The sequence below is a fragment of the Anaerosporobacter sp. genome, from assembly GCF_965301125.1.
The window spans coordinates 18,660-30,887 of record NZ_CBDLAM010000023.1 but is presented as its reverse complement, the minus strand read 5'-3'; the positions used below and the strand labels follow the sequence as shown (position 1 = coordinate 30,887).

The following is a 12,228-nucleotide window of genomic DNA, read 5'->3' as shown; positions in this document are numbered from 1 at the left end:
GATCCAAAGATATTCAAAAGTGTACTAGAAAAAGATGCAAACATCGCTGCATCCCATAATTGTATGGATTTCTCTCTAGATGATACTGCTAATGAGCAGATACCAGGAGGATTTCGTTTCGAACATGGAATTGGTGCTCAATTGAACAAGAATTTTCGTTCGCCATATTATCTGGAAGATGAGGATGGTGCAATCTATCTGAAGAATGATGGAGAAACATTATCAAAGGTTGAGGTTACAAAGGCATCATCTCTATATAGTTTGAAAACCTCTGATGGTACATCAATGAAAACCATCGTAGCAGCAGGAGATGGATCGTATGGAGATAAGCAAATCTTAGTTGCTTATAGCAATGAATGTGCTCTTAAAGATAAGGGATTAGACTGCCTATTCTGTAATATTAATGCAACCAAAGATCGGTTTGCTAATAAAGAGAATATTGAGTGGAAAAATCCAAAACAGATTGCAGAAACAGTTAAAGCTGCGTATGACATAGGCTATAATCATTTAACAATAACAGGAGGATTCATTCCTGAGAGACGTGAAGTAGAGTATTATTTGGATACCGCAGAGGCTATTCGTGAGTATCTAGGAACAGATACGTTCAATGGTACAGCATGTATCGGTGCACCACAAGATTTATCAGTGCTTGAAAAATATAAAGAAGCAGGGTTTAGTACAGTAGGTATTAATATGGAAGTATGGAATAAGGATTTCTTTCGAGCTATTTGCCCTGGTAAAGCTGAGTTATGTGGAGGGTATGATAACTGGATTAACGCCATTGATTATGCAATTGAAGTCTTTGGTCCAGGTAATGTACGTAGCAATTTTGTTCCAGGTTTAGAGCCAAAAGAATATCTGTTAGAAGGAATTGAAACCTTAGCAGAAAAAGGGGTAGTAGCAACAGCTGCACTTAGCTGGGTACCGAATATTGGTTCCAAATTTGAAGGCCATAGAACTCCGACTCCAGAATGGCACTGGGATGTGCAACAGAAAATCTACCGTATTCTTAGAAAATATGGGCGTACCTTTGAACAAGTATATAATGCAACACCAGGAGCAATCTTATTACATGATTTCTATAAAGTTGATGATGAGTTGTTACCTGTTTTTAATAAGTAACTCAAACATCGCACTTGAATAATTCGAGGAGTAGGTAACTGCTATATTCAACGAAAAACCCGCTCTCGCTTAGCTTCACACGTAGCAGTACTAAGATTTCGCGTTGCGAAATCAAGTGCTGACGTGTTCAGATAGTTTTTCTTATGAATATAGCAGTTACCTACTCTAAATAAAGTTTTTTATATGCGAAGTTTGAGTAAGTAATAAATCTGTAATATTACACAAATGAAATAGGGTGTCATAGCCAATGGGAAAGGCAAGAGTCTGCAAAACTTAGATTACCGGTTCGAATCCGGTGGGCACCATTTATATATACGGCATGATAATTGCTGACTAGATCACTAGAGGCTAATGTATACGCTTATGTTACATTAGCCTTTTAAAGGTTAAGAGGCAAAACTCTAGATATACTTTCATGGCTTCTTAGCTGACGTACTATGACACAAAACACGCTGCACATCTAAGTACTTCTAAGTGTGTACGATACATGGTATCTAAGTGGTACGGAATCGCCTTCGATTCGGCCTCCGTGCCTCCCAAGTGCGATGACACAAAGGTAACTAAAGCTAGTAATTTCTACATCGCACGGCTGGCTCGGCCTCCATGCCTCGCCTTCCTATGTTGTCTAAGTACACACTAAGAAGTACTATAGATGTTTCACTATCGTTTTTTAGTCATAGTACGTCAGCTAAGAAGCCAGTTTAGGTGGTTGAGAGTTTTGCTTATTTACTTTATTGATACACGAAGCGAATTATGTGTCTGTGGGAAATTATCAATTCTCAGGGTATGTTTCGTCAATTGTGGAGCTAAAAATCAGCCTAGGTATTTGATAATGAAATTGAGATAATACAATTGTTTTGTTTTTGCAATATTAGGTAAATTAAGGAGCTATCCAGATGATTTGCTTAAGCAATTAAAAATTAGAAAGGGTTGGTTATATGAAAAAATTACATCAATGGAAATGGCGCTATGTAACAATAGGATTTTATCTTCTTACTATGGTGTTTCTGTGTGTTGCATGTAGTAAGAATGAGGAGGATAAGGGGAAAGCAAGTGAGAGTGTCGCTACAGAGGGTGAGGAAGGATCACTACAAGAAGACAAGGAAGAGGTAAAAGAAAAAGATAAGGGTGAAGATAATCTGAAAGAATTACGATTGGCGATAACTACAGAGAGTAATGATTTAACAGGTATCTTGTTGCTTGCGGATCAACAAAATTACTTAAAGGAAGAGTTGGAGGCAGTTGGTTATAAATTAAAGGTTTATGGTTTTGCACAAGCGGGTCCTGCAATTAATGAAGCATTTGCGGGGAAAAGTATTGATATTTCCATATATGGAAATTTACCACCAGTGGTTTTGAAATCCAATGGTGTTGATGTGTCTATTGTGGCTATGAACGATTCTGAGTTAGACCAATGTATTGTCGTTCCTAAGGATTCGAAAATTCAGAGCGTTAAAGATTTAAAAGGAAAGTCAGTAATTTGTGGAAAAGGAACCATACTTGATGAGTATTTGCGCAGAGTACTAAAAGTCAATGACTTGAAATACGAAGACGTTAGTGTAATAAACGATGTGGCGACTGCAACATCTACATTTTCAAGTGGAAATGCAGATGCTCTAGCAATATCCTATACACAAGCATTATTGGTTAATGAACAATTTCCAATACGTTTTATTGTGTCAACTAGGGATAGTAATAAGGAGTTAGCTAGCCAGACAGTGTTAGTTGCTAGAAATGAATTCTTGCAAGACCATCCAGATGTTATGACCGCTTTCTTGAAGGCTTATATTCGTGGTTATCAATATGCGATAGATAATAAAGAGGAAGCACTTAATGCATTTGTTAATGATAAAGTTAGCCGCGATATCGTTGATGAGGTATATGGCAGCAAGGATCAGGTATTTTCGAATCTATCTGGTGAGATTACAGACAAAGACATTAACCGATTACAAGAGCTAGACACTTTTTTGTTTGAGAATGGCTTAATTAGTGAAAGTGTTAATCTAAAAGAGCTTGTTAATGATAGTTTCTATAAAGAGGCATTAGCGGAAGTTAGTAAATAAGAAGTATATGTTAGCAAGTTTAGAAAATATTGCGTGTGTTGAAGGAGAGATAGAATGAGTAATAATGCAAAGAGTAAAGACGAATTATATGAAGAATTAAAATTAACATTACAACTTCCCATAAAAGGAATTAATTTTGAACCGGATACCTTCAAAGAGTTAATCGATGAATACCCAGAATTGCAGTTATTACATCTATGTATGGACCCATCTAAAGATTCTACAGTGGGATATCATGTACCAGCTTATTACTTTACAGAAAGCGGCTTTCAAGTATATGGCGGATTAAATAAGAGGGGAGAATACCATATCGAGAAAGAGGGAGGCGTTTATTATATTGCAGATAAGGACTCAAAATTACTGCGTCTACATTTTATGGAACCTCCTAAATTCTATAGTAAAACTACTTCTGATGGGACAGCGATGAAAACAATTGCCGCTGATCAAGGTAACAGAGCACACAACCATAAGATAATTACCATTGCATATAGTAATGAATGTTCCCTAAAAGATAAGGGACTAGATTGTCTCTTCTGTAATATCAATGCAACGAAAAATCGATATGGAGAACAAGACGGTGTGAAATGGAAGACGCCACTTCAAATTGGAGAAACAGTGAAAGCTGCATACGAAGAAGGCTATAATCATGTGACAGTTACGGGTGGATTTATCCCTGAGAGACGTGAAGTAGACTATTATCTTGATGTAGCTGAGAGTATTAGAGAACACCTTGGAAGAGATGATTTTAATGGAACGGCTTGTATTGGAGCTCCTAGAGATTTATCAATAATTGAGAAATATAAGGAAGCGGGTTTTAGTACGATTGCCTGTAATATGGAAGTGTGGAATAAAGATTACTTCAACGCCATATGCCCGGGTAAAGCTATCGAATGCGGTGGATATGAACATTGGAGAGAAGCGTTAGCTTATGCAGTAGAGGTATTTGGAAAAGGTAATGTTAGAAGTAATTTTGTAGCAGGACTAGAACCAAAGGATTATCTTTTAGATGGAATTGAGACATTATCAGCACAAGGAGTTGTTGCGACAGCATCTCCGTGGGGACCAAATCTCGGATCCAAATTAGAAGGACATCAAAGCCCTACATTTGAATGGCACTGGGAAGTACAGAATCGAATCACCTCTATCTTAAGAAAGAATGGAGTTACCTATGAACAACTAACGAATGCAACTGCAGGAAATTACTTGATACATGAGATATATCGAATTGAAGATGGATTAATAAATCCATATATTGAGTTTAGCAATTAGGAGAAGAAGATGAAAAAGAAGTTATTAACATTTGCAATTCCCTATCTATTATCCAATCTTGTTCAATCGTTATATAACGTTACGGACATGATTATTGTAGGAAAATTCGCTGGTAAAGCTAGTATGTCTGGGGTTGCAATTGGAAGTCAGGTAACCATGTTTGTAACACAATTGATTATAGGATTATGTTCGGGAACAACTGCGCTAATCGGACAACAAATAGGTGGAAAAAAACATAAGGATATGGAGGAAACAGTGGGTACATTATTTACCATACTACTCCTGTTTGGAATTGTATTAACGATTGGTCTACCTTTCTTAGTGAAACCCATTTTACAATTGTTACAAACACCGAAAGAATCTATGGGGGAAGCTTCAAGGTTTCTAACAATAACTTGTTTTGGCTTGATCTTTATCTTTATGTACAATGCTTTCAGTGCAATTATGCGTGGACTTGGAGATAGTTTTAGACCTTTTTTATTAGTTGGCATAGCGTGCTGTACGAATGTAGTATTGGATTTAATCCTCGTAATTTGTTTCAAAATGGGAGCAAAAGGGGCAGCAATTGCAACAGTAGTTTCACAAATTGTTAGCATGGTTTTATGTTTTCCATTTCTACGGAAATACAAGTTTGTATTTAACTTTCATACTAGTTTCCTTGGAATTAATAAAAAAAGGCTAGGTGAAATTATTCGTTTTGGTGGTCCAACAGCAATTCAAAATGTAATAACCATTGCTTCCTTTATGGTAGTTACAGCAATTGTGAATTCTCTTGGAGTAACAGCGTCAGCTACGGTGGGGGCTGTGAGTAAGATTACCAATTTTGCTTTGATGCCAGTCGTAGCTTTACAAGCTTCTATCTTGGTAATTGGTGCACAGAACATTGGAGCTGCTGATTATGATGGAGCCGAAACGGTGATGAAGATTGGCATGAAAGTAGCGTTTACTATAAGCCTTATTATATTTGTTATTGTGCAGGCGATTCCGAAACAATTGATTGGAATCTTTACATCAGAGCCAGAGGTAATTCAAAGTGGCGTAATCTACATAAGACGATTGAGTTTAGATTATTTCCCGGCGACTGGATTGATGTGTTTGGTGGGGCTTTTTATTGGAGCGGGGCATAGCAAGTTTTGCTTCGTAAGTAGTATCTTCTCAGCATTTCTCTTTAGAATTCCAGCAGCATATCTTCTTGGTATATATTGGAATCAAGGGTTAAAAGGAGTAGGGTTTGCTGCACCAATTGCTTCAACGGCAGCATTAGTACTTGCAACCTTGTTCTATACATCAGGTAAATGGAAGAAGAGATTACCTAAGTTACAAGAAGCGTTAGATGTTAGTTGTGAATGTGATTAAAAGGAGGAAGAAAAATTGAAAAAGAAAGAAGGAATAAGGAAGATAACTTTTATTATGGCAGCGGTAGTATTAATAACGGGATGTTCCAAAAAATCTGATACGGATAAGGAGCAGACTGTAGCTGAGGAGGTGCAAACACAATCTGTGGAGGATACCGATTTACCTAGAGGACATAAGAAAGATACGATTACTATTGGTTATGTTGATGTAACTGGTGGTGGTGTACTTTCGGATATGTTAGGAGTAGCAAGGGATCAAGGGTTTATAGAAGAGGAGTTTAATGCAATTGGAGTTAAGGTCAAACTTGTACCTATGACAGGGACTGGACCAGCTATTAATGAAGCGTTAGCTAGTAAGGATTTGGATATCGGTGTGCTGGGTGATGTACCAGCAGTTATTGGTAAGGCTTCCGGAGTTGATACGAAGGTCATTGCATACAGTGGCTTGAATAATGGAGCATCATTAGTTGTAGAAAAAGATGCAGAATTTAATTCTATTTTAGATATGAAAGGGAAGAAGATTGCAACACAACGAGGAGCATTCATGCATCGAACGCTACAATACATGTTAGACGATGTGGACCTGAAAGAAAGTGATATTGAATTTGTAAATGCAAATGCCCAAGATAGTGCTGAACTTTTAATAACAGGTAACGTAGACGGTGTAGTGGTAGGTGGGGCGACATTGACGCGATTAGTTGAACAAGGGTATAAAGTCATCTGTGATTATAGGGAACATAAAGAATGGACTGCAGGAAGCTATGTAATAGCACGCACGGATTATATAGAGGAAAATCCAGATATTATATTGGCATTCCTTCGAGCTTTGGTTAAGGCAAAGCAGTTATGTGTGGAAGAGAAAGATACTTTATTAAATCAGTGGTTGAGTACAGGGGAAAGCGAAGACTCCTATAATTATCTGTATCCAAATCATGATAATTATTACACCATTAAAGGGGATGAGGCGACCATACAGAATGGGAAGAATACCTTGCAATTTTTATTAGACAATGAATTAATAACAGATGGATTTGATATTGAAAAGTGGGAGAATGCAATCTTCCTTGATGAGGCATTGAAGGAATTGGGAGCTGAATAGGTTGTTGGATGCAAAACTCGGTATAGGTGTTTATAGCTTCTTAGCTGGCGTACTATGACACGAAACACGCTGCACAACTAAGTACTTCTAAGTGTGTATGGATAGGTTATCTAGATGGTACGGAAACGCCTTCGATTCGGCATCCTGCCTCAGCTCAGGCTGACTCGGCATCCATGCCTCGTCTTCCTATGTTGCTTAAGTACACACTAAGAAGTACTATAGTTGTTTCGCTATTGTTTCTTAGTCATAGTACGTCAGCTAAGAAGCAGATCTACACTGTTAGGAGTTTTGCTGTACTACTTTGTCGATACACAAGTACGAGAAAGTAATGAATAAATAAATATTCTTGTTATCCATCATATTTAAGAACTTTCAACACCCGTATTATAGAAGGCAATGGTGAAAATCTGCTCCATGTATAAATTTGATTAACCTTTAGCACTACAAAGAGCTTCCCAAATAGAAGTATTCAATAGTCAATTGAGAATCTCTTCTCCATGAAGACAACATATCTGTGTTTTAAGGCTATCTACTACAATTCTCTTAAAATCGTGTTACTTACACATACAATAAAAAAGAGTTGTATGTGGCGTAAATACAATTCAGGAAATTGTAACGGTAGACATAAAACACACTAATATATTTGTGGCCATTACAAAGAGTTTCGCAAATGCCTAACAAGTATTGAATAGAATAAGGAGGAAAAAATATGAGTAATAAAATTCAAGATATTCAAACAATCAAAGATTTAAAGCAACAACTTTATAAAGAAATTGAATTAAAATCGCGAGTTATCGTTCATGGAATTAAGGTGAATCCAGCAATTTTTCAGCATTTAGAGTTAGGGACGAAGGTTCAAGAACAGATTCATGGACTATTTGAGATGGATCACAAAGAACATGCGGGTGTTGCTTTTCCATGTAGCTTCACTTCGCCAAGTGGCATTAATTATAATTTTGCTTGGGATCCTGAATCAGATATTTCAATTGATTATGTAGATGACCAATTTCTCTTATACGAACATGGAGAAGCACGGTTTCCGATTACGTTTACAGAACGTCCCAAGTATTATAATTTGCGAACATCGGATAATGTAGAGATGTCCCATGTAGCTAGTTTTAATCCCACTAAAACAGTTGGAGTAGCTTATAGTAATGAATGTTCGTTAAAGGATAAAGGGTTAGATTGTTTGTTTTGCAATGCAAATGCAACAAAAGATACCTACGCAGAAATAGAGAATATCAAATGGAAGAACCCAAAACAAATTGGTGAGACTGTGAAAGCTGCCTATGAATTAGATGGAGGACTTCATGTTAATATAACTGGAGGTTTTATCCCTGAGCGAAGGGAGGTAGATTACTACATTGATGTTGCTGAGGCAATTCAGGAGGAATTAGGGAAAGAGGACTTTAATGGAACAGCAGTTATCGGAGCTCCTTCTGATTTATCAGTAATTGATAAGTATAAGGAGGCTGGATACCGAACAATAGCAATTCAAATAGAGATATGGGATAAGAATATATTCAAGTCTATTTGCCCAGGTAAGGAGAAAGAGTGTGGTGGTTGGCAACACTGGGTAGATGCCCTTGAATATGCCGTTAAGGTATTCGGAGTGGGTAAAGTACGAACTGGGTTTGTAGCGGGAATCGAACCAAAAGAAAAAACCTTGGAGGGTGTGGAGTATCTGGCTAAAAAAGGAGTTTTAAGTTTAACCAATGCATGGTGTCCCAATCCAGGGTCGAAGCTTGAAGGTCATAGAACACCAACTCCAGAGTGGCATTTAGATCTTGCTAAGAAGACTTATGCAATCTTTAAACAAGTAGGTTTTACATATGAACAATATTTTGATGTTTCGCCATCAGCAGATTTTCTTGTTCATGATTTGTATCGGATTGATGAAGAACGTTTACCTATTTTTCAGGAATAATAACTATAGTTTATTTTTGGAAAATATATTGACATTTTTACTTATAAGAGGTATACTCTTAATCATACAATTCATACAATATTAGTAGGAAAAGCTGACTGGAAAACCAGAGGTTTTAAATAGTATAAAATATACTGTTTAGAGCCTCTTTTTGTTTGAAAAGAGTGTAAAAATTAAGGAGGAAATAAAATGGGAGTGGTAAAGGATTGGAGAGATAAGGAATTAAGTATTAGTGAGGTTATTAGGAAGTACCCACATATATCTCCTTTTGTGATTATAAAGACAGATGTACAACGAAGAGGAGTGAACTATACAGAAAAAGCACTTGCCAAAGTGGACCCTGATATTCATCAAGTGGAGTACCGAGGAATGTTTAGGGAGAAAGGAGATGCTACTCCAGTATCCCTTATTCTCAGAGATGGAACTTCCATTCTTACTGCTTTTAGTGTTGAAGAAGGAAAAAGAGAACCAATACTTGTAGACGTAATAGATGATAGAATCGTTCTAGTCGACCAAGGTGAGATACTTGAAGAGGTAGAATATTGGGAAAAACCTGACTACTATGATAAGTTTACAAGCAGCGGGAAACCAATGTGGCAGATTGCAGCAGCAAGACCACAACGAATCGATATTAATCCCAACCAGTATTGTCAGTTTTGGGAGACGCCTGGTCATGGTTGCAAATACTGTTCAATTGCAGCTACGTATAATAGTAGTAAGGAAAACAAGCCTAAAATACTTAATGTAGATGATATTGCAGAGACAGTAGAGGAGGCACTAAAAGAACCTGGAAGATATGAAAGCATATTTCTGACAGGGGGATCTATCTTGAATGGAAAGGAACTTCTTGATGAAGAAGTTGACTTGTACATAGAGATTCTAAAGCGAATAGGAAAGAATTTTGGCGGAAAGAGGTTTCCAAGTCAGTTAATTGGAACAGCATTTAACGAAGAACAACTAAGGAGAATCTATGATACTACGGGGCTTACGTCATACACTGCAGATATCGAGGTTCTGGATAAGGACTTGTTTGAATGGGTCTGTCCTGGTAAGTCAGCTAGAATCGGGTATGATGAATGGAAAAGACGATTATACAAGGCAGTAGAAATCTTTGGTGTTGGTAATGTTACAACCGGATTAGTGGTTGGGGTTGAGATGGCGACGCCAAAAGGATTTCAGTCTGAAGATGAGTCACTTGAAAAGTGTTTGGCAGAAGCAGAAGAACTTGCAAAACATGGGGTTAGCACAGTTGGTTGTGTTTGGAACGTGGCCCCTGGTTCTGTTTTCTTTAATCAAATGTCGCCATCATTAGAATATTATATAAGATTCGCTGATGGTCTTGATCAAATAAGGCGAAAATACAACTTAAATGTTGATATGGATAATTACAGAAGGTGTGGAAATCATCCGGATACCGATTTATCAAGAATTTAAAAAGAGATTCGCGACGCCTAATAGATTTGTTATTTTGAAAGGAGTATAGAAATGGGAATTAGATTAGATGAGAATTTAATTAAAATAATTAATAGTAAAACAACAATTAAGGCATTAGCAACTGTGGATAAGAATGGAGTGCCACATGTTACTTATAAAGGTTCATTTCAAATTCGTGAAGATGGAACTATTTCGTTTTCTGAAGTAATCGAGACATCAGTAACAAATAAAAATTTGACTGCAAGTATTTGGTTTGACAAAATAGTAGCAATTAATTTTCTTAGTGAAGAGAGAGAGAGTTATCAGGTAAAAGCAAAAGTTAAGAAGGCTATCATAGCTGGTCAGGAATTTAGTAAAGCATATCAAGCATTACGCGAACGTTTAGGTGATATTGATTTATCTACGATATGGGTTCTTGAACCAATTGAGGTTAGAGAAGAGAATTTCAATACGAGAAGAGCCTTAGAAGAAGATGCACATCCGTTGCTATGTCATCTTGATCGATTTACGATATAAAATCATCTTCTATGGAGTTGGAATTGTGAAGGGAGGGTATGGCTTCGTATGAAACAAGAAGATTTTTTAGTAAAAGAAATGGATAGAGACGATGTGGATCTAGCAGTCCATTTTAGACAATTATTGTTTGAAGAGATAGGAAGCGAAGAGGAAGAAATGATTGAATATGCAACTGAGGAAGTTAGACGAAGATACATAGAAGAATATAAAAAAGGTAGGATTCGCCACTTCGTTGCCTACAATAAACAAGGCGAGGCAATTGGTATTACAGGTGCATTGCTTAAAAGTGATTTCCCTTATTATCTATTTACTCCTGGTTACTATGGCTGGATTATAGATGTGTATACCAAACCAGAATATAGAGGGAATCAGATTGCAACAACATTACTTCAATATACACATAATTGGCTGGTTAGCGTTGGGGCTTATGAATCTAAATTAATTGCGGTTGGCAAGAAACCAAAGGAGTTATACGAGAAATTAGGGTATCGGTCAACTTGGGAGATGAGCTTGAATTTAAATAAGAGTCATAAGACATATAATGAAATCATCGATGAAAATAGTAGTGAAAAATGGCCAGATTAATAGGAAAAGGTAGTAAGATTACCGATGTTTATAAGTTTAGTGATTAAAGAAGGAGTTAAGATAACATGAAAAAAATAAAAATAGAAAAACTCCTTACGTTAATAACAGTAGCTATCATTATTTTTACATGGTATCTAGTAACGAAGATAGGTATATTCTCTGAAATAATTATTCCATCTCCAATGAGCGTAGTTAAGAGTTTCATTGATATTGTGAAAAATGGATATAAAGGATATAGTCTTTTAGCACATCTAGGAAATAGTTTGGGGAGACTATTATACGCATATCTGTTAGTTATTGTCACGGCAATTCCTCTGGGGCTTTTGAGTGGATATAACACAAAAATTCGTGCAGTAATCGAACCCCTTGTTGAGTTTTACCGTCCATTGCCACCACTTGCGTATTATACAATTTTGGTGTTGTGGCTGGGGATTGGAGATTCATCTAAGATTGCACTTTTGTATCTAGCTGGATTTGCGCCCATTTATATATCCTGTTTAGCAGGAGTAACACGAATTAAAGAGGATTACATAAATGGAGCTCTAACACTAGGAGCAAATCGGGTACAAATATTCTTCTATGTTGTATTTCCAGCTGCGCTACCGGATATATTCACAGGACTTAGAACAGCTCTTGGTGTGGAATATACAACCCTTGTAGCAGCTGAGATGGTAGCAGCGGTATCTGGAATTGGGTGGTTGGTATTAGATGCGAGTAAATATTTAAGAAGCGATATTATTTTTATGGGAGTTATTATTATGGGAATCACGGGAGTTCTTTTGGATAAATTGATCCGTATTCTAGAAGTAAGAGTTGTGCACTGGAAGGGTAAAAATTAGTAAGAAAGGGAAGATAACA

10 protein-coding genes and 1 tRNA gene are annotated in these 12,228 nt (G+C 36.9%); all 11 read left to right on the top strand.

Annotation, left to right across the window (positions count from 1 at the left end):
* The coding region (locus ACW2QF_RS04340; protein ID WP_455714769.1) for a radical SAM protein at positions 1-1,122 on the top strand (1,122 nt) is incomplete at its 5' end.
* Between the two features lie 234 nt (positions 1,123-1,356).
* Positions 1,357-1,427, top strand: a tRNA-Cys gene (locus ACW2QF_RS04335).
* Between the two features lie 633 nt (positions 1,428-2,060).
* Entirely contained in the window at positions 2,061-3,185 is a 1,125-nt protein-coding gene (locus ACW2QF_RS04330) for an ABC transporter substrate-binding protein (RefSeq protein WP_455714768.1), read from the top strand.
* A 54-nt stretch (positions 3,186-3,239) separates the two neighbouring features.
* Positions 3,240-4,454 carry a radical SAM protein gene (locus ACW2QF_RS04325; protein ID WP_455714767.1) on the top strand — a complete coding sequence of 405 codons (1,215 nt, stop codon included), beginning with the start codon at positions 3,240-3,242 and terminating at the stop codon, positions 4,452-4,454.
* A gap of 9 nt (positions 4,455-4,463) precedes the next feature.
* Positions 4,464-5,810 (top strand): MATE family efflux transporter, encoded by a 1,347-nt coding sequence (locus tag ACW2QF_RS04320; protein WP_455714766.1) that lies wholly within the window; start codon positions 4,464-4,466, stop codon positions 5,808-5,810.
* A 15-nt stretch (positions 5,811-5,825) separates the two neighbouring features.
* Positions 5,826-6,908 carry an ABC transporter substrate-binding protein gene (locus ACW2QF_RS04315; RefSeq protein WP_455714765.1) on the top strand — a complete coding sequence of 361 codons (1,083 nt, stop codon included), beginning with the start codon at positions 5,826-5,828 and terminating at the stop codon, positions 6,906-6,908.
* 709 nt (positions 6,909-7,617) lie between these two features.
* The gene (locus ACW2QF_RS04310) at positions 7,618-8,835 is read left to right on the top strand and encodes a radical SAM protein (protein WP_455714764.1); all 1,218 of its coding nucleotides are present in this window, start codon (positions 7,618-7,620) and stop codon (positions 8,833-8,835) included.
* 189 nt (positions 8,836-9,024) lie between these two features.
* Positions 9,025-10,269: a radical SAM protein gene (locus tag ACW2QF_RS04305; RefSeq protein ID WP_455714763.1), complete on the top strand. Its 1,245-nt coding sequence runs from the start codon at positions 9,025-9,027 to the stop codon at positions 10,267-10,269.
* A gap of 51 nt (positions 10,270-10,320) precedes the next feature.
* Positions 10,321-10,785, top strand: coding sequence for a pyridoxamine 5'-phosphate oxidase family protein (locus tag ACW2QF_RS04300; RefSeq protein WP_455714762.1), 465 nt, complete (start codon positions 10,321-10,323; stop codon positions 10,783-10,785).
* 48 nt (positions 10,786-10,833) lie between these two features.
* On the top strand, positions 10,834-11,370 hold the full coding sequence (locus ACW2QF_RS04295; RefSeq protein ID WP_455714761.1) for a GNAT family N-acetyltransferase: 537 nt from the start codon (positions 10,834-10,836) through the stop codon (positions 11,368-11,370).
* A 65-nt stretch (positions 11,371-11,435) separates the two neighbouring features.
* On the top strand, positions 11,436-12,209 hold the full coding sequence (locus tag ACW2QF_RS04290; protein ID WP_455714760.1) for an ABC transporter permease: 774 nt from the start codon (positions 11,436-11,438) through the stop codon (positions 12,207-12,209).
* Positions 12,210-12,228: the final 19 nt, after the last annotated feature.

Excerpts from the sequence above, each read along its gene's own strand:
- ACW2QF_RS04310 (WP_455714764.1), top strand. The coding sequence starts at position 7,618 with ATGAGTAATAAAATTCAAGATATTCAAACAATCAAAGATTTAAAGCAA.
- ACW2QF_RS04290 (WP_455714760.1), top strand. The coding sequence starts at position 11,436 with ATGAAAAAAATAAAAATAGAAAAACTCCTTACGTTAATAACAGTAGCT.
- ACW2QF_RS04300 (WP_455714762.1), top strand. The coding sequence starts at position 10,321 with ATGGGAATTAGATTAGATGAGAATTTAATTAAAATAATTAATAGTAAA.
- ACW2QF_RS04305 (WP_455714763.1), top strand. The coding sequence starts at position 9,025 with ATGGGAGTGGTAAAGGATTGGAGAGATAAGGAATTAAGTATTAGTGAG.
- ACW2QF_RS04295 (WP_455714761.1), top strand. The coding sequence starts at position 10,834 with ATGAAACAAGAAGATTTTTTAGTAAAAGAAATGGATAGAGACGATGTG.
- ACW2QF_RS04330 (WP_455714768.1), top strand. The coding sequence starts at position 2,061 with ATGAAAAAATTACATCAATGGAAATGGCGCTATGTAACAATAGGATTT.
- ACW2QF_RS04320 (WP_455714766.1), top strand. The coding sequence starts at position 4,464 with ATGAAAAAGAAGTTATTAACATTTGCAATTCCCTATCTATTATCCAAT.
- ACW2QF_RS04325 (WP_455714767.1), top strand. The coding sequence starts at position 3,240 with ATGAGTAATAATGCAAAGAGTAAAGACGAATTATATGAAGAATTAAAA.